This is a genomic window from Corallococcus terminator (assembly GCF_049194865.1).
In the GTDB taxonomy this organism is placed as follows: Bacteria; Myxococcota; Myxococcia; order Myxococcales; family Myxococcaceae; genus Myxococcus; species Myxococcus terminator_A.
In genome coordinates this window covers 1-21,236 of record NZ_JBLZWL010000058.1, presented here as the reverse complement: position 1 = coordinate 21,236, position 21,236 = coordinate 1, and the positions used below count along the sequence as shown (strand labels likewise).

Genomic DNA, 21,236 nt, shown 5'->3' with positions numbered 1-21,236 from the left:
AAAGACTCCGAGCGCCAGACCTGGGGGGCCAGGAGGCGCGAGCACCAGCCGACCGACACGTTGTCGATGCGGCGTCACGGGGATGAAAGGGGCCGGGCTACGTCATCAAGCCAGCTTCACGGATGGCTGACGTCCTGGCTGCATCACTCGGTGGCCGAGCCACCCATGAAACATGTCAACAGCTGTATTCAAGTATCCGCGAAGAGCGCGGCAATACGAGACACAGTCTGTCGGCGGGGCTGCGGCGAGTGTCGAGGATGTCGGACATGCTCCCGACAGAATCCCATTGTCCTGGAGATTCGCCAAAATTGGGCGCGAACTAGAGTCTCAGCATGTAGGAGTTTCCAGGCGAGCAAGGGGTCACAGGGATGGCCGGGGCTCGAGGGTGACAGCGCTTCACTGCGCGCCGTCCAGCGCGCCACCTGCGGTGTGGGGATGCAGGTGTCGTTACCGGGTGGGCACACGGTCAGTGCTTCGAACGAGGCGCCTTCCCATTGCGTGGAATTCTTCCCCGGCACCGATGTGGACGAGACCGGTCCATTCAGGGGATGTGACGCGGGAGCCGTGCGAAGGCGACCGCCCGGCAGGGAGGCAGCCCAGGGGCGGGGCCTTGCCCGGAGCACTGGCGGTGATGCCGCCGTCGTCAGCATCCCGGCCGTTTTCGGAAGCTCCACCCACAGTCGTGGCGCAGACTCCGTCTAACGGAGCCAGGGCTGTACCGGTTGTTACTCGCGGCAGCTCGACGACGCATGCCGTGCGTGGGAAATGAAAAGGGCCGGACCCGGAGGTCCAGCCCTGTGCCCGAAGGCCTCACTACGAGGCTTCTCATGGGAGGCACCTGCTGCCTGCTCTGCGCGGGGCAGACTCCCGGAGCCCACGCAAGCGGCGCCGAGAGGTTTCCGGTTGCCGCACCGCTTTCAGGGGCTCGCGGTCCCTCAATCAGGCCTTAGTACCTAGTGAAGCTCCAACCACTATTGCCCAATGAATAAAATTCAAGGAAGGAAGTGGGGGCATTACCGCCGCAGGCGCCATAGGCAATGAATCTCAATGAGATGGGAACCCACGTAGGGGTCGAAGAACACATCTCATACTTCTCGCCAGTGTACCAACGCTCACAGCCGTTTTGAAGATGGCTGAACACGAGGTTCCGATAGATGGGCGAATTGAAAAAACAGTTACCCGGCGGCCATGATGGGGAGGTCGTGATTCCGTTGCCACTTCCGTCAATGGTGATCAGGTGATCGCCGCCGACTCCAAGGTAGTAGTTTCCGATGATGGGGTCGCTCGGGTCAAGATTTGCCTTGTTGATGCCGGGTTCTTGCTCCTGATTGTTGGCGGTGTCTGCCGGTCCTCCACATGCAAAGGTGGAGAGGGCGAGGATGGCGATGAGGAGGCGGGTTGGCTGCATGCTGGGACTCGCGTGCAAGGTGTGAGGCCGTCGGCCTGACGGGTCTTGCGTGTCTATCATGATGTGCGGTTTGATGGCTGGGAGATCTGCAAGCCAAGCCAATCCTTGTCTTGAGCGGAGACAGCTATTTGATGGGTAGCCGTTCGCCGACAGGTGTCCGGTTGAATGGACTGCCCATGGGCTTCGTCATGTCTGAGAGGGCGGTCATCACACCGTCTTCACCGCAAACTCCTTGGCCACGTCGATGAAGAGGCGCAGCGGCCCCGAGCGCTGTGCCCTGCTGGGGAAGTAGAGGAAGAACCCGGGCACGGTGGGCGCGTACTCCTCGAGCACTCGCACGAGCCGTCCGGTGCGCAGTTGCTCCTTCACCGCCGGCTCGAAGGCGTACGCCAACCCGAGACCCTGCTCCACCAGGGTCAGCGTCAGTGCGCGGTCGTTGGTGAGCACGCCGCCCCGCACCGGCACCCGCCAGTTCCTGCGCCCGCGCTCCAGCTCCCAGGCGTAGAGGCCTCCGCTCGACGGCATGCGAATGGTGAAGCACTCGTGGCGCAACAGGTCCTCGGGACGCTGGGGCGTACCGTGTCGCTCGAGATAGGAGGGGGCACCCACCACGACGAAGCGGAAGGCGGGGGTGAGGCGCACCTGCACCATGTCGCGCTCGAGGGCCTCGTGCAGGCGCACGCCCGCGTCGTAGCCCTCCGCGACGATATCCACGAGTCGGTTCTCCGCGACGACCTCCACTTGCACCCGAGGGTGGCGCGCGCGGAAGGCGGGCAGCACCGGGGTGATGACGTAGGGCACCGCGACTTCCGGCACCGTCAGCTTCAACTGTCCCACCGCTTCGCCCGGCTGCGCCGCCACCTCCGTGAGGCTCGCGAGCGCCTGGCTGAGGCCCGGTCCCGCGCCCTCCAGGAGCCGCCGTCCCGCGTCCGTGAGCGACATGCTTCGGGTGGTCCGAGCGAAGAGCACCACCCGCAGCTGCGCCTCGAGCTGGCGCACGGATTGGCTCACGGCGGCCGGAGAGACGTTGAGTTCGCGCGCCGCCGCGCTGAAGCTCTTCAGTCGCGCCACCACGAGGAACACCTGGAGCTGTGGGAGGAGCGTCGTCTTCATGGCGAGTGTCCGTACGGGCCACCGATGCCTCTCCGCGGGCGCGAGGCGCCCCGAGCGTCGGCACCCGTTCAGGGACAGTGTCCTAGCCGCGGCCCATCTTCAATCGCAGCTTCAAGGCCCATGACCGTCTACCCACCTGTCCCTCGGCCCCCGTGACGGCTACGTCTCTTCGCTCCGGCTTCCGCCGAACCCATTGAAAGGACCGACATGAACCGGCTCGCCCTTACCGCGATGGTGCTCCCTCTGGTGGCCTCGGCCTGTGCCCACACCACGACAGGGGCGCGGGCGGTAGACCTCGTGCTCCGAGAGCAGGGGAGCTTCGCCGTTGGCGGGACAGTCGTAACCAGTCCGGGGACCTTCGACCCGCGCCGTCCCTCGCCGGAGGGCGCGACGCTTCACGGCGACCACGCGTATGTCTTCTATCAAGTCCCAAGCGACGCGCGTCGTCTCCCATTGGTGTTCTGGCACGGCGCCGGCCAGTCCTCGAAGACGTGGGAGACCACCGCTGACGGTCGAGAGGGCTTTCAGAACCTCTTCTTGCGACGCAGGTTCTCGGTCTACCTGCTGGACCAGCCACGTCGCGGAGACGCGGGGCGCAGCACCGTCCCGTCGACCCTCCCGGCGACTCCCGACGACCAGACCTGGTTCGGCATGTTCCGGATGGGCGTCTGGCCTGACTACTTCCCTGGGGTGCGGCTCTCTCGTGAGCCGGAGGCGCTCAACCAGTTCTTCCGCTCGATGACGCCGAACACGGGGCCCTTCGATGCGGAGGTGAGCGCGAGCGCTGTCTCCGCGCTGTTCGACCGGGTGGGGCAGGGCATCCTCGTCACGCACTCCCAGGGAGGCGGCCCCGGCTGGCTGGTCGCGATGCGCAACCCGAACGTTCGAGCGGTGGTCTCGTATGAGCCAGGCAGCGGCTTCGTCTTTCCAGAGGGAGAGGTTCCGCCACCCATGCCCAGCCTCACGGGCCCACTGGAAGCCGTCGGTGTTCCGTTGTCTCGGTTCAAGTCGCTGACCCAGGTCCCGATTGTGTTGTACTTCGGGGACAACATTCCGGAGGAGCCCTCGTCGAATCCGGGTCAGGACAACTGGCGTGTTCGGCTCGCGATGGCGCGGCTCTGGCGCGACGCGGTGAATCGCCATGGCGGGGACGTCACGCTCGTCCATCTGCCGGAGCTTGGGATTCGAGGCAACACGCACTTCCCGTTCTCGGACACCAACAACGTGGAGATCGCGGACCTGCTGTCGAAGTTCCTCGCCGACAAGCACCTGGACTGAGCAGGACCCAGGGCGTGTCCCGTCCGACGCCATGGGCGCCTCGGGCGGGACACGGGCGCACCCTCTCAACGAGGAGTGGCACTGAAGGTTGTGCGGCAGCGCAATCTTCATCGATGCTCAGGCGATGACGGTCGACACCGAATTGGCCATGCCTCTACCCCGGCCGCTTTCATCCCGGCGCAGGGTCGTGGCGACCCTCCTCACGCTGGTGGCCAGCCCCGGCGTGGGGCATGTGCTCGTGGGGCGGTGGCCGCGCGGCGCGCTGTGGGTCGGTGCCATGATGGTGCTCAACTCGAGCCTGCCGTTCGTGGGCTTCGCAGGCGTCGTGACGGTGCTGGCACTGCTCATGGCGGCCGTCGTGGATGTGGTGCGTGTGGCTCCACCCGTCTCGGGCGTACCTCCTCGCTGGCGCGCGTTGCTGCTGGTCGCGGGAGTCTGGTTCTTGAGCAGCGTGGCGGTGGCTGGGATTCGCGCCAGCGTCGCGAAATCCTGGCGCATCCCGTCCGGGGGAATGGACCCCTCCCTTCTTCAGGGTGATGTCATCATGGTGGATGCCAGCGTCGCGTCTCCCCTGCGGCGTCGCCTTCCGCGGCGCGGTGAGGTGTTGGTGTTCGACCCTCCGCACGCCCCCGAGAGCCCCTTTCTGCAGCGCCTCATCGCCTCGGGCGGGGACACCGTGCGGATGGAAGGGGGCAGGCTGTGGCTGAACGGCCAGCTCATCCCTCGCCGGCCCACCGAGGATGCGTGCGTCGCGACCGGAGCGACGCAACTGTCGCCCGGGTGCGTGGTGTATGAGGAGACCTTGGGAGAGCTCAGCTACCGCACCCAGGGCGGCGGGGAGGGCGTGTCCGTCCCCCGTGAGGGGGGCCTCTGCCCAGCCCTCCTCGAACCGGAGGGCACGAGCTGCAAGGTGCCCCAGGGGCACCTCTTCCTCGTGGGAGACAACCGTGGCAACAGCTTCGACTCGCGCTACTTCGGTGCCGTGCCGGAAGCCAGCGTCCACGGTGTGGCCGCCTATATCTTCTTCGCGTGGGCCCCCGGTCGCGGGGTGGGTTGGGACAGGCTCGGCCAGTGGCTCCAATAAGCCTGTCCTCCACTATCTGGTTCCTGCGCTCGCATTGCATCGCGGGGCCTTGAACGTCAGTCATTCAGGGACCCCGGTGTGCCGGGGGCCCTGTCTGCTTTCGTGGGTGCTGGCAGACGCTTAGAGTGTTCCCATCCATGCCGTCAGGCCCGAAAGGGCAGGGGGAGCCAGGAATGTCACCGACGCTGAAGTGGGTGCTTGCGGGACTGGTAGGACTTCCATTGATGTGCTGCGGCGGTGGTGGCCTGTGGTTCCGGAGTCAGTTCCCCCACGATGAGGCCCTGGCGCGGGTGGTCAATCATCAGCAGGTCGTCCAGGCCCTGGGCGCGCCTGTGAGTGGCAGCTTTCTCTTCTCGGGCAAGACCCAGTTTCGCGACGATAACGCGGTCGCCGAAATGCAGATTGCTCTGTCCGGAAGCAAACAGGATGGCGTGCTGCAGGTGAAGGCAGTTCAGACAAGCCAGGTCTGGGGATTCAGCCGCCTTCGCGTGATGGCGCAGGACGGCAAGGAGATCAACGTCGTCGGAGGGTATTGATGGCCGGTACCCCCCAGCGTCAACCCGGCTGCTTCTCCAGGTACTCCCGCACGCGCGCGAACGCGTTCGGCTGGGTATAGACGTCCCCGCGACTGCTCAGGGCCGCGTCGCACACCACATGCGCGACTTCTTGCGCCGTCTGCGTCGAGCCGCCGATGGCCGCGAGGACCTCGGCGGGAAGCTTCCCTGCATCCATCATGCGCTGACCCAGCGCGTTCTGACCGAAGTCGGTGGTAATCCGCCCGGGGTAGACGACCACCACGCGGAGCTGGGGATGCGAGCCCGCCAGCTCGATGCGGAACGCCTCCGAGAGCGACATCATCGCTGCCTTCGCCGCGGCGTAGGCGGCGCGCGGAGGGAGCGGGGTGCGGCCGAGGAGCGACGACACGTTCACGATGGCTCCCGTGCCCCGGGCCTGGAGGTGCGGTGTCACGACCTGCATGCCGTAGAGCACCGACTTCATGTTGTCGCGCATCATCGCGTCGACGTCGTCGTCGGTGATTTCGAGCAGGGGGCGGCCGATGCCTCGACCGACGTTGTTGATCCAGATGTCGACACGGCCGAACTTCGCGACGGCCTCGTCGAAGATGTGCTGCACGTCGGCGCGCTTCGTCACGTCGGCGACGACGGCGTGGGCCTGGTTCCCACAACGCCTGGCCACTTCACCGAGGGGACCGGCGCGGCGCGCGGCCAGGACGACGGATGCGCCACGTCTAGCAAGCTCCTCGGCGGAGGCAGCGCCGACTCCCCCGCTTGCCCCGGTGACAACCACGACATGGTCCGCGAAATCTGGGTGGGTCATGCTGCCTCTTGTAGCTCCCGCCGTGGTTCTCCGATTGGAAGGACCGGACATCTCCAGCGCCTCCTCGCCGGCTTGAACGGCCTCGGTGGCCGCGCGAGAGTGCGAGGGTGCCGCGCATGATGGATTCCTCCGCCTTGACGTTCTCGCTCTCCCGCTTCGTCGAGGACGTTCGCGCTGTCGTGCCAGTCGCTGGACGCGCGCGTCACTTCGCACGGTTGCCGGACGGAAGAACGACCCTGGTCATTCGAGTGCTGGAGGAGGGACGGAGCGGGGATGTGTGCGTCGCGGGTCCGCGAACGAGGGCGCTGTTCAAGAACACGACCGGCGTCGCGCGGGCGGTCATCCTTCTGTTCAAGCCCGGCTGGTCGGCGCCGCTCCTGGGCGTGGGAGCAAGCGCGCTGACGGACCGGGTCGTCCCGTTGGAAGACCTCTGGGGCCGTTCGGGCGGCGACCTCCGCCACGAGCTCCTCGCCGCGCGAAGCCTGCCGGAGGTTCTTGAGCGACTCTCCTACGCGATGGCCCTTCGCACCCGCCAGACCTTCGAACCGGCATCGGCTCGACTCGCTCGCCGCGCGGTTCGCCTGCTGGAGGGAGACGCGGTGCGGGTGGAGAGCGTGGCGGAGCGGCTTGGCGTCACGGCGCGGCACCTTCGCCGCGCCTTCACGGAGAGCGTCGGCATCGGGCCGAAGGATTTCGCACGCACCGTTCGGCTGCAGCGCGCCGTGCGGATGGCGGCGACCTCGAAGGACTGGGGACGCATCGCCGTGGATGCGGGCTACTACGACCAGTCGCACCTCATCGCCGACTTCAGGGAACTCATCGGCCTTACACCGGGCGCCTTCCTCAAGCGTGCGGGCGAGCGGTTTGGCTCCGGTGACGCGGAGGCCGAGCTCCACGACGCAACAGGGAGATGAGCCTCACGCTCTGGCGGAGCCGAGGTCCGCCATGGTGTCCAGCGCCCGGACAGTCTCATCCGGGAGCTTGAGCTCGGCGGAGGCGAGGTTCTCTCGCAGGTGCGCGAGGGACGAGGTGCCAGGAATCAAGAGGATGTTGGGCGCGCGACGAAGGAGCCAGGCGAGCGCGACCTGCATGGGCGTGGCGCCGAGGCGCGCGGCGACGTCAGACAAGGTCGACGACTGCAGCGGCGTGAAGCCGCCGAGCGGGAAGAACGGCACATAGGCGATGCCCTCGCGGGCGAGTTCGTCGAGCAACGCATCGTCCCCTCGATGCGCCAGATTGTATTGGTTCTGCACACAGACGATGTCGCAGATGCGGCGTCCTTCCGCGATCTGCGTGCGCGTGACATGGCTCAACCCGATGTGACGGATGAGCCCTTGCTTCTGGAGGTCGGCGAGCACGCGGAGCGGTGCCTCCAGGGAGCCCTCCGCGGGGTGATGCATGTTGAACATGCTGCGAAGGTTGACCACGTGGAGCGCCTCCAGCCCCAGATTGCGGAGGTTGTCGTGGACCGCCTGGGTCAGCTCCTCGCGCGAGAAGGCGGGGCGCCACGAGCCATCCGCTCCCCGCAGGGCGCCGACCTTGGTGACGATGGTGAGCTCATCGCGATAGGGGTGCAGCGCTTCCCGGATCAACTGATTGGTGATGTGCGGGCCATAGAAGTCGCTGGTGTCGATGTGGTCGACCCCGCTCGCGACGGCCTCGCGGAGCACCGCGAGGGCCGCATCCCGGTCCTTGGGAGGGCCGAACACACCGGGCCCCGCCAACTGCATGGCGCCATAGCCGAGCCGCTTCACGCGGCGCTCGCCAAGGCTGAACGTCCCGACCTGATTGATGCTGGACATGCACGCTCCTTCAACGCTGAGGCAGAGATAGGCCTCCGCCGGGCTGGCGAGAACCGGGTACTCTCCGCATGGGCTGTGCGGAGTGGTGAACGGGGCTCCTGGCGGGTTGGAGCCTCCGCGCCTGAATGCGACGTCAGGAATCGCGTGTCCCTCCCTGGGCAATCACCTCGCGCATGCTCGTCGGCGTGCGCCCGAGCAACTCCTGCAATGTGGGGTCGACGGCCGCGAACTCGCCATCGCGGCTCGCGCGGTAGAGGCCAAGCGAGATGTCGACCACGGCCGCGGGCATGCCGGCCGCCTGGAGCCTCGCGCGCATCTCGCCCTCTGACACGATGCTTCGACGGAGCGGACGTCCCAGGAGGCTCGACGCGAGGTCGCACAGCGCTTGGAAGTCGAGCGCCTGCGCGGCCGTGAGCGGCGGCGTGGGCCCGTCGTACCGCCCCTCGTTCGCCAGAATCACGGCCGCCGCCTCCGCGAGGTCCGCGTGCGTGGTCCAGGAGACCTTGCCGTCCTCGGGCGCCTCGAAGACGCCGGCCTCCATGCCCTTCGCCAGCAGGAACATCCCGCTCGTCGCGTAGAAGCCATTGCGAAGCGCGGTCCACTCCAGACCGGAGTCGCTCAGCAGCTGCTCCGTCGCCGCATGGTCGAGCATCGGGGGAAACACCGATGAAGGGCTCGCCGCCATGTGGCTGGTGTAGACGATGCGCCGCACACCCGCGGACCGCGCGGCGTCGATGGCGCAACGATGCTGGGCAAGGGTGTCGCCGCCATACGCACGCGCATTCGAGGAGACGAGCAGGACCTGGGTCGCCCCCTCGAAGGCGTGCGCGAGGCTCGCTGGATTGGCGAAGTCACCGCCTCGCACCCGGACGCCGCGTGCCGCCAGGTCCTGGGCCTTCTTCACGTCGCGGACGCTGACGGCGACCTGCCCTACAGGCACCTGGGTGACGAGTCTCTCCACGATGAGGCGGCCGAGCTGCCCCGTCGCTCCAGTCACGACAATCATCGAACGCTCCTTGGGATAGCGGTGGAATCGAAATTCCGTTTCCGCCGTTAACATAGTTCCCGTTAGCGGCGATATCAAATGCGGGTTAGCGGTGCTCTCGGGCTGCGTGTTATCTCCGTCCCATGACGGACCGCGAGAAGTTCGCCGCCGAAGACGCGGAGGGCTCCGATGTGCGCGCACGCATCATCGAGGCCGCCGCCGAGCTCATCTCCTCCGGCGGGCCCGATGCGGCGACCACGCGTGCCGTGGCCGCCGCCGCGGGGGTGCAGGCTCCGACGCTGTACCGGCTCTTTGGAGACAAGCGCGGCCTGCTCGCGGCCGTCATCGAGCACGTGATGAAGCGCTACGTGTCGGAGAAATCCAGGAAGAGGGCGCACCCGGACCCGCTCCAGGACTTTCGCGATGGCTGGGACATGCACGTCGCGTTCGGCCTCCGCCATCCAGGGCTGTTCGCCATCATGAGCAGTGATCCGCACCTGTCCTCGCACTCGCCCGCGCTCGGCGATGGGGAGGCCGTTCTGCGGCGTCGCATCCGGAACATCGCGCTCGCGGGCAGGCTGCGGGTCAGTGAGGAGCGGGCGCTCGGCCTCGTGTCGGCGATGGGCACCGGGGCGGTGCTCACGCTCCTGTCTCAGCCCGAAGGGAAGCGCGACCTCGGGCTCGCCGATGCCGCGCGCGAGGCGGCCGTGGCGGCGATCACGAGCGAGGCGGTGACTCCGGCGAACGCGGAGGTCCGCGCGGTGGCCACGGCGCTGCGTGCATCCGTGGACCGGCTCCGGGTGCTCTCACGAGGCGAAAGCCTGCTGTTGAGCGAGCTGCTCGAGCGCATCGCCAACGCCGAGTGACACAGGAGTTCGGAGCCGCGCTCGACTCAGGGCCGCGGGCCCTCCTGCTTCAGCACTGCAATGTCCTGGGATAGGTTTCGCGCATGCGCGACCTGCAATCGCACCGCTGGATGTGGGTCAAGGCGATCCTCTTTGTCGTCATCGGCCTTGTCGCGTCGGCGCTCATCCTCCTGGAGCTCCCCGACTGGCGCACCCTGGTGCTGCTCATCCTCGCCAGCTGGGCCTTCTGCCGCGCCTACTACTTCGCCTTCTACGTCATCGAAAAATACATCGACCCCTCGTTCCGCTTCTCCGGTCTCACCTCGGTCCTTCGATACCTCGTCAAGAAGAGCCCCTGACCCAGGCTTCGATGGATGTGATTGGAGCGCCCCTGGGTCAGGCGGAGCGCAGCTCGTCCGGAGCGGTCTCCTCCACCTTGAGGTGCTTTCGCAGCCAGCGTGCCAGCGCTTCCGCATCCTCCTGGCGGGTGAACTCGGCGATGGCTTCCTGGCGCCCTCCGCCGTCGGCGGTGGAGAGTTCGAGTGTGAGACGGTAGCCGCGCACCTCCTTCTCCTTGGGCTTGCGGAGCTGGGGTTCGATGCGGAGCGCGAGCACGTCGCGCCACCGCAGGTCGAGCCGGTGCTTCCGTGCGGAGAAGGGCGGCAGGGAGAGGCTTCGCGCCCGGGTGTGGAGGCGCAGGTCGTAGCGCCCGGCCTTCAGGCGTGCGCGCGCCTTCTGCCCGGCGAACACTCCGCAGGCGATGACGACCCCCCAGGCCCCCACGCCCAGGGGCAACGGCGCGGTGAATCCGCCCAGGGTTCCCCCGAGCGCGAAGCACACCAGGCCGGAGCACCCCAAGGCCAGGGTCGCCCACCTGATCGGCGAGGGTGCATCGAGCGTCACGCCCTCGCCGCCGTCCTCCTGCCTGAAGGGGGACACGAGCGGCTCTGGCTTCGAGGGCGACATCATGATGGCCCACAGCCAGAGCGCTATCAGGTTGAAGGGCAGCATGCCCATGAGCACGAACAGCTCCGTGCTATCCAGGCCCACCTGCAACACCGCTTCCGACGGCTGACCAGGTCGGTAGTACACGGGGACGCTGGCCCCGAGGGGGTAGCGCGCCACCAACTCCTCCGAGTAGGCGCGGACCCCCGAGCGCCCCGAGGCGTAGCGGTGCCGGGTGCCCTCATGGCGCTGCCCGTCGACGGAGTAGTCGTAGGCCACCTTCAGGCCGTACGTGGTGCTCTTGTTCGAGCGCACCGACTCCACCTCGCTCCGGGTGATGGTGCCCTGCACGGAGGGCCAGCTCGCCGCCTGCGTCTGGCGGACCATGGTGGAGATGGCGAAGTAGTCCGCGACCCCCGTGAGGGCCGTCCACGGCAACACGAACACGAGCAACACCAAGGACGAGCCCACGCGAGAAGCCATGGCTCAAGTCTACAGGGATGCTCCGGGCCGGTGTCGTCAGAACCGGCCCGACAGGGCCAGTGTGCTTCCCCGTGCATCCATGGACAGCACCGGCAGCAGGCTCACCGCGTCGTCGGCGGGCCGGGGTGCCATGTTCAAGGCGTGGGACACCTCGTAGCCGATGAGTGAGCCGGCCATGGCGAATGCCGGGAAGAGGAGCGGCGCGACATCCCCGTGCTTCTTCGGAACCAGCGTCGACGCCAACAGCCCAAGGCCGCCTCCGGCTCCAGCCCCCAGGAAGACGCCTTCCAAGCTCCCTTGTCCGCGCGCGGCCCGCCCACCCAGCCAGACGCCCAGCGGAGCACCTATCGCGCAGCCCACGAGAAACCCACGCCCTGCTCCATCAAAGTTCGGGAAGTCGAGGGTGGAGCGTGAGTCCCCCGACGGATTCAGCGCGCCGATGAGCATCCCGGAAACCCCCACCGTCAGCGATGTCGCCGCCATGAGTCCCAGCTCGGCCGCGATGCGCCCCACCTTCCGTCCTCCACTCTCTTCCCGAGGCGCGTCCAATCGCTGGCCTTCGCTGGGAGGCAGTGGGCCTGGCGCCAGGGCCCCTGGTGACTCCTTGGCTTCCGATGCGAGGCCGACTCCTGGCGCGAGGAGGACCCCGCCCAGCGCCACGAGCCATTGGCAGTTCGACAGACTCATGAATGCATTCATGCCGTTGATTCCTAGCAAGAAGCCGGCCCCTGTCCCGTCCTCCTCATCCTCGACAGGCCCGGTGCCTTGCTGTGCAATTCCCTGCACAGTCTGGAGGGAACCGCGAACGCGGCTACGCGGGCTGCGGGTCTACCACGGGAGCGCGACGGGGCTGGCCACCACTCCGGCGCGCACGTTGCCCCTCGGCTCGGCGGTTGTCGGCATCACCGCCGGCAATTTCGATGGCGACCTCTTCGCGGACGTCGTCCCGGGCACTCCGACGTTCGAGGACTATTTCGGTTCAGCGGTGGCTGGGTTGGGCGACATGGATGGGGACACGTTCGGCGAGGTGGCCGTTGGCGCCCCCCACGGCCGTGCGCCGTGGCTCCGACGCTGCACGGTCGATTTTGGAGATGGCTCGTCGCCCGTCACCGTTCAGCCCTGTGGTGACGTGCAGGTAGGCGCGCTGGCGCATCGCTATTGGCTACCGGGGCGCTACACGGTGACGGTCTCCATGACCTCCGGCGAGAGCCAGTCGAGCACGACGGTCGACGTGACGGAGTGATGGGACGACTACGAATCGCTCGGCGCAGGTCTTCAGCGTCCAAGAAGGCCAATGATCCTGTCCCATGTTCGCGGGTCGTGCTTTTCACGGGGGGGTAGTTTGTCGCGCGCGGTCTCGTCGTACTCATCCAGCGCCTGCGGGTCCGCGCCCGCCGCCATCAAGAGCTCGATGATGGGGAGGTTGAACTTGCGAGCGCCCATGCCGAGCGGCGTCAATCCGCGAAGCCCTCCCCACTCGTTCATGGTTCTTCCTGCGCCATGGCGCAGGAGCAGCGCCGTCATCTCCAGATGTTCATGCTCGACGGCCAGCTGCAAAGGCGACTCATGCGTCGACCTGCGGACGTTCGGATCCGCGCCAGCTTCGAGAAGAACCCGTGCGACCTCGAGCTCCGGAGGTTCCATGGCGCTAAGGATCGGCGTCTCGTGATGATTGGCATCCCATGCGTTGACGTCCGCACCGTGCTCGAGCAACAGCTTGATGAAGTCAATCGTTCCCCCAGCGCCAATCTGGCCGATGGCGACATGCAGAGGTCGCCAGCCATCGTCCCTGGGCAGGTTGGGGTCCGCACCGCGCTCGAGCAGCGCGCGAACACGTTCCAGTTCATGCTGGACGATGGCCTCCAACAAGTCAGATGACCGCATTGAGCTCATGACCGCTCTCGAATCTGGGAGGAGCCGCCGCTTCGCCTTCGCGACGAAGCGGCGGTGCTTGAGCAACTCCTACTCCAGCCGAGGCCACTCAGGCGAGGAGCGAAGCACGTCTCGCTCCTTCACCCACCGGATGCGTCCCTGCGCGAGCGCGCTATCGTCCTGCTGTCGGGCAGGTCGCGGGCTCGAGGTAGAAGGCCTCCCACGAGCCAGCATCGGTGGGATTGCAGATGCCCCCGTTGCCGCCATTCCCGCTCTGGATGGGAGCGCCGAGGGTGTTCTCCTTCCAGTTGCGCGCGGTGCCCGTCGACGCTTCGAAGCCATATCGATTGCGGCCACCGTGGATGCCGCAGTCGTGGCGGGTGAACGGCTCCGCCGTGCCGAGCGTGGCGCTCACGGTGAGCTGGTCCGTGACCACCGCCAGGTACGTGCCGCTCGCTCCCTTGAGCTTGTATTTCGTGCCGCTCGTGACGAGCTCGAAGATCTCTCCACCGGCCTGCGTCGTGCTGATGGCGGCCACCTTGCCAGCGCCGTCGACGGTGAACCACTTGTCGCTGCGCTCGCTCTGGATGCGGAAGCAGCCCGCGGCGCCGGTCTCGATGCGGCACGTCGCATCGCAGCCATCGCCCGACTGGGTGTTGCCATCGTCGCACTGCTCGCCGCTCTCCACGGTGCCGTTGCCGCACACGGGGCCGGAGCCGCCACCCGGGCAGGTCACCGGTTCGAGATAGAAGCCCTCCCAGGCGCCGCCATCGGCCGCGTTGCAGGCGCCGCCATTGCCGCCGTCACCGCTCTGGATGGGCCCGTCCGCCGTGGTCTCCTTCCAATGGGGCGCGCTCCCCGCTGAGGCCTGGAACCCGACACGGGTGCGCCCGCCAAAGCCGCAGGGGATTTGCGTGAACGACTCCCCGCTGGCGAAGTTGGCGCTCATCGCGAGCTGGTTCGTCACCACCGCCAGGAACGCGTCACCCGAGCCCTTGAGCTTGTACCCGGTGCCGGTCGGAACGAGCTGGAAGATCTGCCCTCCTGCCTGCGTCGCGCTGCTGGCGACGACCTTGCCCGCGATGTCCACGGCGAGCCACTTGTCGCTGCGCTCGCTTTGAATCTGGTAGCAGCTCCCGCCCGACGTCTCCGTGAAGGTGGCCGTGTAGGTGGCCGCGCTGCCCGGCGTGGTGAAGGCATGCGTTTTCGCGCCGCCGTCAGACCACGACGAGAACGCCCAGAATCTTCCGTTCGCGTACTGCGGCGAGTCGACGCCCACCGAGCGCATGACGCCCACCACGCCCGTCGTGGCGTGCGGCGCGGCGAACGGCTGACCGTCCATCAGCACTTGCAGCCCGCTCGGCACGCTGGTCACCGTGAGCGGTACGGTGACTGGGTGGACGTCGCGATACGTCGTGTGGGTGAGGCCGACGGAGTCGCGCACCGTGAGCCACACGCGATACCAGACATTGGCCGAGCTCTCGCCGACGTTCGGGATGGGCCAGCTTCCGCTCGTGATGCCGGTGGTATCGGGCATGGCTGGGTGCGTGTGGGTATCGTGATGGAAGACGATGCCCCAGGTCATCGCGCTCGGCGGCAGCGCGCCATCCTCCAGGTCGCTGGCCGAGCCGGAGAACAGCAGGTCGGTGGCCGCGATGTAGGTCGCGCCCGTGGCCGGCGTCACAATCGTGGCCACCGGCGGCTTGTTGGACGTCACCGTCAGCACCGCCTCGGCGCTGGTGACCGAGCCAATCCCGTTGGTCACGACCACTCGGAAGCGCGCGCCGCTGTCGGAGAGCTGCGCGGCATTCAACACGTAGCTCGGCGAGGTCGCGCCGGCGATGTCCACGCCGTTGCGCTGCCACCGGTAGGTGAGGGGCTGCTCGCCGCTCGCGGACACCGTGAAGGTCGCCGGAGTGCCCACGGAGACCAGCGTGCTCGCCGGCTGCTGCGCGATGCTCGGCGGCAGCGAAGCCGTGTAGGCGATGCGACCCACCTGGCCCGAGCTGCGCGCCAGATAATAGAGCGCGCCGTCAGGTCCCACGTCGAGGTCCACGGGCCCCGGGACGGCTGTCGCGAACAGCGACCTCGCGCCGGAGTTCGGGTCGATGCGGGCGATCCAATCGTTGGTGTAGTCCGCGAAGAAGAATTGACCGACGTACGCGCTGGGGAACGCGGGAATCGGTGGGTTGTAGAAGGCACCCCCGGCGATGCAGTTGCCGGAGGCCGTGCCGGGGCCATGCGGGTACGCGAAGAACGGCTGCGTGAGCCCCGGGCGGTTCGTGAAATAGCCTTCCGTCATCGGCCAGCCGTAGTTGGCGCCGGCCTGTCCGCGGTTGATCTCCTCCCAGCCGCCTTCGCCCACGTCATTGATGAACAGGATGCCCGTACCGGGCTGGACATCGAAGGTGAAGGGGTTGCGCAGCCCCATCGCCCAGGTCGCCTTGGCCAGCCCGGTGGCGGTCGCGTAGAACGGATTGTCCGTGGGGATGCTGCCGTCCGAGTTGAAGCGCAGCATCTTTCCGAGCGGCGTGTTCAGGCTCTGTGAGTTGGAGGAGACCGCGTTCTCGCCGACCGACACGTAGAGCTTGCCATCGAGGCCGAAGCGAACCGCGCCGCCGTTGTGGTTGGCGGCGTCGAGCGTCGGAAGGTCGGCGAGCACCAGCTCGCTTCCTGGAACCACCACGTTGCCGTTGGCGGTGAAGCGGCTGACTCGATTGTGGATGGTGCCGGCGACCGACGTGTAATAGACATACAGGTGGTTGTTGCTGGCGAAGTTGGGATCGAACGCGACACCCATCAGCCCCCGCTCGTTGCCGGTGTCCACGGCGAGCGTCATGAACGGAGTCGGCAGGAGCTGGCCGTTCGCGACGATGCGCAGCGAGCCGTTCTTCTCCGAGACGAACAGGCGCCCGTCGGGCGCGAAGGTCATCGTCGTCGGCCCCTGGAGGCCACCGACGAAGACGGAGTCCGCGAAGTTGGCGTCTTGAAGGACAGCGCCCGCGCGCACCTCCGAGAGGTCCGCGGGCTCCTTCGTCTCGGGCGTCGAGCAGCCCACGGCGAGAGAGAAGACCGCGCACGCGACGATGAGCGACCTGGGGCACCCGTCTCTGACACTCGTTCTCACCTGTAATTGCATCGCGACTTCTCCCGGTTGGACAGGCTCACGCGGCCCATGGACTGCGTGAACGTTGGTGGTGTTGTCCGGGTTTACCTTGAAGTCCTGTTCATCGGGAACGCGCGTGTGAGGTGAAGTTGGAGGCCGCGGGCGAGCCAAGCCCACCTTGGCCTACTGCGCTGTCGCGTGCTGCTGGCACATTGAACCTGAGGCAGAAGATGAACTTGGGTTCAGGGGCGCCCGCCCCTGTTTTCCCTGTCGTCTTGTCAGATGGGAATGACGGCGTTCAGCCCGCTTGCCTTTGACGACACCTCGCTTGCCCGCGCATAGCGGCCCGGAGACTGGCCCACGTGTCGGCTGAACGCCGTGCTGAAGGTGCTCGCCGAGCTGTACCCGACGCGCTCGGCGACCTCGGCGATGGCGAGCTCGCGGCGGCGCAGCAACCCCCGCGCAACGGCCATCCGCCAATCCAGCAGGTACTCCATCGGGCGCAGCCCCACGGTGCGCGTGAAGCGAGCAAAAAACGCCGAGCGCGAGAGCGCCGCGCTCTTCGCGAGCTGCGCCACCGTCCACGGCCGCGTGAGGTGGCCGTGCATCTGCCGTATCGCCGGTGCGAGCCGCGCATCCGCGAGGCCGCGCAACAGCCCCGGGGGCGCGTCGTCGCTCGAGGTCGACCGCAGCGCCTCGATGAGCAGCAGCTCCACGAGACGCGTGAGCACGAGGTCTCTGCCCGAGCGCTGCTCGCTCGTCTCGTCGCCGACGAGTCGTACCAGCACCGAGAGCCGCTCCACGCCGCGCACGTGCACCAGGGCCGGGAGCAACGACACCATCAGGGCCGCGTCAGGCGAGTCGAAGACGAAGTAGCCGCCGAGAATGCGCACGTCGGGACGGCCGCCGCGCGTGCCGTGACGGACCTCACCCTTCGGAGCGGGCGTCGCCTTGGGGTTGATGCGCTCGGGTGTCACCGGCTCGAAGCCGGACATGGTGAAGCCCGGCGTCGCCGGCAGGAGGACGAAGTCGCCCGCCTCGAGCGTGAGGGCGGGCTGGCCGTCGACAGCGAGTCGGCAGCGGCCTTCGAGCACGGCACAGAAGCTCGGCTGGCCAAAGTCCGAGTAGCGAACACCCCAGCGGCCCGCTCCGCTGATGCCTTTCGAGAAGACGGCTCGTGGCTGAAGCAAGGCGATGACTTCCGAGAGCGGGTCGGTCATGGCTGGACTCTAGCAAAAGAAATATGGACCCCACGTGGTGGAGAGTCCTGTCGGCCGCACGTACCTTCAGACCATCGACGCCGCGCGAATCGCGGCCATGCAAGGAGTCGACATGAAGACGGTGCTCATCACGGGTTGCTCTTCCGGCTATGGACTCGAGACCGCGCGTCACTTTCACGAGCACGGCTGGAACGTGGTCGCCACCATGCGGACGCCGCGCGAGGAGGTCCTCCCTTCGTCCGAGCGGATGCGCGTGGTGCGGCTCGACGTGACGAAGCCCGAGAGCATCGCGGCGGCGCTGGAGGCGAGCGGGCCCATCGACGTGCTCGTCAACAACGCGGGCCTCGGGCTCATGGGGGCCTTCGAGGCCACGCCGATGGCCACGGTGCGAGACGTGTTCGAGACCAACGTCTTCGGTGTGATGGCGATGACGCAGGCGGTGCTGCCCCAGTTCCGCGCACGCAAGTCGGGAGTGGTGGTGAACGTGACGTCCAGCGCGACGCTGGCGCCGATGCCGCTGGTGGCGGTGTACACCGCGAGCAAGGTGGCCATCGAAGGGTTCACGGCGTCGCTCGCGTTCGAGCTCGAAGCCTTCAACCTGCGTGTGAAGCTCGTCGAGCCGGGCTACTGCCCGAGCACCCGTTTCACGAGCAACGGCGGCGCCCGCATGGAAGGGCTGTTCCCCGAGCCGTATGCGCCGTTCGCACAGCGCATCTTCGCCGCCTTCGGGCAGCCGGCCGCGGTGACGCGCGAGTCCGACGTGGCCGAGGCAATCTGGCACGCCGCGAACGACACGTCGGCGAAGCTGCGTTTCCCCGCGGGGCCCGACGCGGTCGCGCTGGCCCGGTCGGCGTGAGCAAGCCCGCGGACGTGGATGTCAGTGAAATCATCATCCGTCCCACCGCGAGCCCCTACTGAGTGGCTGTTGAAGCGGCGACGTCCCAGGCGCCTTTGACCTGGCGCCTGGGAGATGGCCTTCAGTCAGCGCTGGCGGAATGGGTGGCGGTTACAGCTCACAGGTCGGTGCACTGTACGTCAGGATGACCAGTCCGGCGTTGCCTCCCTGCTGTCTCTTCTCACCGGCTTCATCGGGAAGGGTCGTGGCGCTTGCCCAGGTGTTGGCACCGAGTCCCATGGTGTCCGGGGTGCCCCCACCGTTGCCTCCCGCGGAGCCGCCCGGCGACGCGCCCGATCCGCCGCCCCCACCATAACCTCCACCTCCGCCCGCCGTGGTTCCCGCGCCACCGTTGAGGCCCGTGCCTCCCTTGCTCATGGAGTTTTGTCCACCAGCGCCGAAGGTGCCGGCTGTGGGATTGATATTGTAGTTATTCGTACCCGCAGCTCCTCCCGTGCGGCTCCCTCCTTGACCGGCATTGCCCAGACCACCACCAACCCCTCCGGCCGCGACATTGATGATCTGCCCCCCACTGAGGATCGCGCTGCTCCCACCGCCACCGCCACTGCCGGCTCCTCCTCCCATCAGTCCCCCGCCGCCGCCCCCGTAATATCCGGCTCCGCCCGCTCCAGCACGGCCGTGGAAGTTGTCGCCACCTCCACCACCTCCACCGACGAAGACCTCCAGGTCGCCGGCTCCCAGCGTGAATGTGCCCGACACTCTGGCGCCACCGAGCCCCATGTATTGATTATTCGCACCGCCCCCTGCACCTCCAGCCATGGCGTAGGCCACGGAGAGTGGTGCGCCATAAGGATTGGCTTTCTTCAAGTAGGAGGTGACGGTCTTGACACAAAGTTGATCCGGGAAGCCGACCGTGAAGCTATGAGTGGTCTTCTGCCCGTCCGCATCCTGAACCACCAGGGTGATGGGTATCGGATTGCCCGGAGCCGGAGCCGTCCAGACAACCTCACTCCGTGATGCGCTGTTGACAGGCGTGCTCAGGGCACCCGTGCTCGCGCTCCACGTGAAGGTGAGGGCCGTACCCTCGGGATCGTGTGCGTTGACACTCAGGGTCACCGTGCCTCCGGAGGGGATCACACTGTGAGATTGGAAGGTATGGTCGACGACCGGCGCCGCGTTGGGGATGGGGGGCAACCCCACGCCGATGCCCAACCGTCCCGTCGTGCTCCCACCCCTTCCATCGCTGACGGTCACCGTCACCTGACACACGCCGCCCGTGGGGGCCGAGGCGGGGGCCGTCCAGGCCGGATTCTTCACGGCCGGGTTGCTGAAACCGCCGCCACAGTCATCCGCCCAGCCATAGGTGAGCGCATCACCATCTGGCTCCACCGCCGACACGTCCAGGTTCACGGCCGCGCCAGGGGCCACCTGGCCCAGCGGGGTACCCGTGACCTGGGACACCACGGGCCAGGCATTGAATGAGACCGAAGTGCTCGCGCTCCCTCGGGTACTCACGACGGCGATCTTCAGGGAGATGCCCGTCTGCCCGCCCTGTCCATCGGTCACGCTCACGCTCAACGTGTACGTTCCCTCGGTGAGGGGCGCGTTCCATGTGGGGCTCGCGGTGGTTGCCTGGGTGAAGGTTCCTCCTGTCGCCGTCCAGGCATAGGCAAGGGGGTGCCCGTCCGCGTCGGTTGCCGTGACCGTGAGCGCGACCGGTTGGCCTGGCTTCACGTGCGAGACAGAGGTGCTGAGCCCGGTGAGGCGGGGGACGTTGTTCAGATAAGGAGTTGGAGCCGTGCTCTGTTGGAGCACGAGCACCACCGAGGCCGTCTCCCCCGCGGTGACAGTGACGTCGGAGGCGTGCCCTTCGTAGATCAGCGTGTTTGAAGCGTCGAAGGCTTGCGCCAGGAAAGTACGCTGGGTCCCTGTTGGGATGCTCCCGATGATTCCACGGAACGTGCCCCCGGCTTGCTGCAAGTCCTGCACGATACTGGGGGAGATATCGGAGGCGCTCACCGTCAGGGTGACCTTGGCCACGTCCGAGGCCGAAAGCGACTGAACCGAGACGCCGACGTCGGCCTCGCCCAGGGTGGACTGGGGACCACATGCAGCGAGAAGCAGGATGAGGCAGGGGATGAGCTTCGGAAGCTGGAAGTCCAGGACGAGCCTGCTTCGTGATGCGCGTATTTGACGCATGGTCCCTCGCGAGTGCTTGTTGATGGGCATGGGCATTTGCCCGGGCCAACAATACGCGTGAGGCGACTCAGGTCGCCTTCCCTCCGTTTGCCTTTATTGGCGGAAGGGGAGACGGCCTATGTTTTCGAGCCCTGTGTGCCCATGTGTCAGGGCAATCTCATACCCATGGGGCGCGGCAGACTCAGCGGCGCTTGCTTTTGTATTGGAGGTACCGAGGCCCCAGCCGATACGGGGAGGACTACTCGAACACCCGGGGCTGCTTGGGCCAGTAGACGTGGAACGTCGCCCCGGCGCCTGGCGTGGACTCCACGGCCACGCGCCCGCCTCGCGTCTCGACGATCTTCTTCACCACCGAGAGGCCAATCCCCGTTCCCTCGACCTTGTCGCGCGCTTCCAGGGTCTGGAAGATGCCCCAGATGCGGTCGTGGAACCGAGGATCGATTCCGGGACCGTTGTCCTTCACCGCGAAGTCGTGGAAGGCCCCCGCGTCGGTGCAGGTGACCTCGATGCGCGCGTCCGTCCTTCCCACATGCTTCAGGGCGTTGCTCATCAGGTTCAGGAAGACCTGCTGGAGCGGCACCCGCTCCGCCTGGAGCGTGGGCATCCCCGCGCCGATGACGATGGTCGCTTCGGCGGGGGGCGCGAGGAGGTCGCGGCTCTCCCGCAGCAGCACCTCCACGTCCACCGTCTCCAGCTTCTCGC

General features: G+C 67.1%; 20 protein-coding genes. 8 read left to right on the top strand and 12 right to left on the bottom strand.

Annotated elements, in window-relative coordinates; translation table 11 throughout:
• Window positions 1–946: 946 nt before the first annotated feature.
• Both ACN469_RS19305 and ACN469_RS19300 read right to left on the bottom strand, forming a co-directional pair.
• A complete protein-coding gene (locus tag ACN469_RS19305) occupies window positions 947–1,408 on the bottom strand; it encodes a hypothetical protein (protein WP_498770010.1) in 462 nt (153 codons plus the stop codon).
• Between the two features lie 207 nt (window positions 1,409–1,615).
• Window positions 1,616–2,521: a LysR family transcriptional regulator gene (locus ACN469_RS19300; protein ID WP_498770008.1), complete on the bottom strand. Its 906-nt coding sequence runs from the start codon at window positions 2,519–2,521 to the stop codon at window positions 1,616–1,618.
• Between the two features lie 207 nt (window positions 2,522–2,728).
• On the opposite strand from ACN469_RS19300, the gene ACN469_RS19295 reads away from it, so the two are divergent.
• The 3 genes from ACN469_RS19295 (at window position 2,729) to ACN469_RS19285 (ending at window position 5,419) form a co-directional block, all read left to right on the top strand.
• Entirely contained in the window at window positions 2,729–3,799 is a 1,071-nt protein-coding gene (locus ACN469_RS19295) for an alpha/beta hydrolase (protein WP_498770006.1), read from the top strand.
• A 187-nt stretch (window positions 3,800–3,986) separates the two neighbouring features.
• A complete protein-coding gene (gene lepB / locus ACN469_RS19290) occupies window positions 3,987–4,883 on the top strand; it encodes a signal peptidase I (RefSeq protein WP_498770005.1) in 897 nt (298 codons plus the stop codon).
• A gap of 173 nt (window positions 4,884–5,056) precedes the next feature.
• A complete protein-coding gene (locus ACN469_RS19285) occupies window positions 5,057–5,419 on the top strand; it encodes a cytochrome c oxidase assembly factor Coa1 family protein (protein ID WP_498770003.1) in 363 nt (120 codons plus the stop codon).
• A gap of 19 nt (window positions 5,420–5,438) precedes the next feature.
• Here the strand turns inward: ACN469_RS19285 and ACN469_RS19280 are convergent, their stop codons facing one another.
• Window positions 5,439–6,221: an SDR family oxidoreductase gene (locus tag ACN469_RS19280; RefSeq protein WP_498770001.1), complete on the bottom strand. Its 783-nt coding sequence runs from the start codon at window positions 6,219–6,221 to the stop codon at window positions 5,439–5,441.
• Between the two features lie 116 nt (window positions 6,222–6,337).
• Here ACN469_RS19280 and ACN469_RS19275 point away from each other — a divergent pair, with 116 nt between their 5' ends.
• A complete protein-coding gene (locus ACN469_RS19275) occupies window positions 6,338–7,135 on the top strand; it encodes a helix-turn-helix domain-containing protein (RefSeq protein WP_498769999.1) in 798 nt (265 codons plus the stop codon).
• Between the two features lie 3 nt (window positions 7,136–7,138).
• Here ACN469_RS19275 and ACN469_RS19270 read toward each other — a convergent pair whose 3' ends face one another.
• Window positions 7,139–8,023 (bottom strand): aldo/keto reductase family oxidoreductase, encoded by an 885-nt coding sequence (locus ACN469_RS19270; protein WP_498769997.1) that lies wholly within the window; start codon window positions 8,021–8,023, stop codon window positions 7,139–7,141.
• A 133-nt stretch (window positions 8,024–8,156) separates the two neighbouring features.
• Entirely contained in the window at window positions 8,157–9,029 is an 873-nt protein-coding gene (locus tag ACN469_RS19265; RefSeq protein ID WP_498769995.1) for an SDR family oxidoreductase, read from the bottom strand.
• Window positions 9,030–9,151: 122 nt separating this feature from the next.
• Here ACN469_RS19265 and ACN469_RS19260 point away from each other — a divergent pair, with 122 nt between their 5' ends.
• Both ACN469_RS19260 and ACN469_RS19255 read left to right on the top strand, forming a co-directional pair.
• Window positions 9,152–9,874, top strand: a complete 723-nt coding sequence (locus tag ACN469_RS19260; RefSeq protein WP_498769993.1) for a TetR/AcrR family transcriptional regulator — start codon at window positions 9,152–9,154, stop codon at window positions 9,872–9,874.
• Between the two features lie 83 nt (window positions 9,875–9,957).
• A complete protein-coding gene (locus ACN469_RS19255; RefSeq protein WP_498769991.1) occupies window positions 9,958–10,212 on the top strand; it encodes a hypothetical protein in 255 nt (84 codons plus the stop codon).
• 37 nt (window positions 10,213–10,249) lie between these two features.
• On the opposite strand, the gene ACN469_RS19250 is transcribed toward ACN469_RS19255, so the two are convergent.
• Window positions 10,250–11,281 carry a DUF3592 domain-containing protein gene (locus ACN469_RS19250; RefSeq protein ID WP_498769989.1) on the bottom strand — a complete coding sequence of 344 codons (1,032 nt, stop codon included), beginning with the start codon at window positions 11,279–11,281 and terminating at the stop codon, window positions 10,250–10,252.
• Window positions 11,282–11,317: 36 nt separating this feature from the next.
• The gene (locus tag ACN469_RS19245) at window positions 11,318–11,980 is read right to left on the bottom strand and encodes a hypothetical protein (RefSeq protein WP_498769987.1); all 663 of its coding nucleotides are present in this window, start codon (window positions 11,978–11,980) and stop codon (window positions 11,318–11,320) included.
• Between the two features lie 175 nt (window positions 11,981–12,155).
• Between ACN469_RS19245 and ACN469_RS19240 the strand changes: the two genes are divergently transcribed.
• Entirely contained in the window at window positions 12,156–12,524 is a 369-nt protein-coding gene (locus ACN469_RS19240) for an integrin alpha (RefSeq protein WP_498769985.1), read from the top strand.
• Between the two features lie 32 nt (window positions 12,525–12,556).
• On the opposite strand, the gene ACN469_RS19235 is transcribed toward ACN469_RS19240, so the two are convergent.
• The 3 genes from ACN469_RS19235 to ACN469_RS19225 all read right to left on the bottom strand — a co-directional run bounded on the left by ACN469_RS19235 (window position 12,557) and on the right by ACN469_RS19225 (window position 17,479).
• Complete coding sequence (locus ACN469_RS19235) at window positions 12,557–13,240, bottom strand: ankyrin repeat domain-containing protein (RefSeq protein ID WP_498769983.1); 684 nt, start codon at window positions 13,238–13,240, stop codon at window positions 12,557–12,559.
• A gap of 85 nt (window positions 13,241–13,325) precedes the next feature.
• Window positions 13,326–16,280, bottom strand: a complete 2,955-nt coding sequence (locus ACN469_RS19230) for a PQQ-dependent sugar dehydrogenase (RefSeq protein ID WP_498769981.1) — start codon at window positions 16,278–16,280, stop codon at window positions 13,326–13,328.
• Window positions 16,281–16,537: 257 nt separating this feature from the next.
• Complete coding sequence (locus ACN469_RS19225) at window positions 16,538–17,479, bottom strand: AraC family transcriptional regulator (protein ID WP_498769979.1); 942 nt, start codon at window positions 17,477–17,479, stop codon at window positions 16,538–16,540.
• Window positions 17,480–17,591: 112 nt separating this feature from the next.
• On the opposite strand from ACN469_RS19225, the gene ACN469_RS19220 reads away from it, so the two are divergent.
• On the top strand, window positions 17,592–18,335 hold the full coding sequence (locus ACN469_RS19220; RefSeq protein WP_498770028.1) for an SDR family oxidoreductase: 744 nt from the start codon (window positions 17,592–17,594) through the stop codon (window positions 18,333–18,335).
• A gap of 150 nt (window positions 18,336–18,485) precedes the next feature.
• Here ACN469_RS19220 and ACN469_RS19215 read toward each other — a convergent pair whose 3' ends face one another.
• Both ACN469_RS19215 and ACN469_RS19210 read right to left on the bottom strand, forming a co-directional pair.
• Window positions 18,486–20,564 (bottom strand): PKD domain-containing protein, encoded by a 2,079-nt coding sequence (locus tag ACN469_RS19215; RefSeq protein ID WP_498769977.1) that lies wholly within the window; start codon window positions 20,562–20,564, stop codon window positions 18,486–18,488.
• A 208-nt stretch (window positions 20,565–20,772) separates the two neighbouring features.
• A partial coding sequence (locus ACN469_RS19210) for a sensor histidine kinase (protein WP_498769975.1) occupies window positions 20,773–21,236 on the bottom strand: 464 nt, incomplete at its 5' end.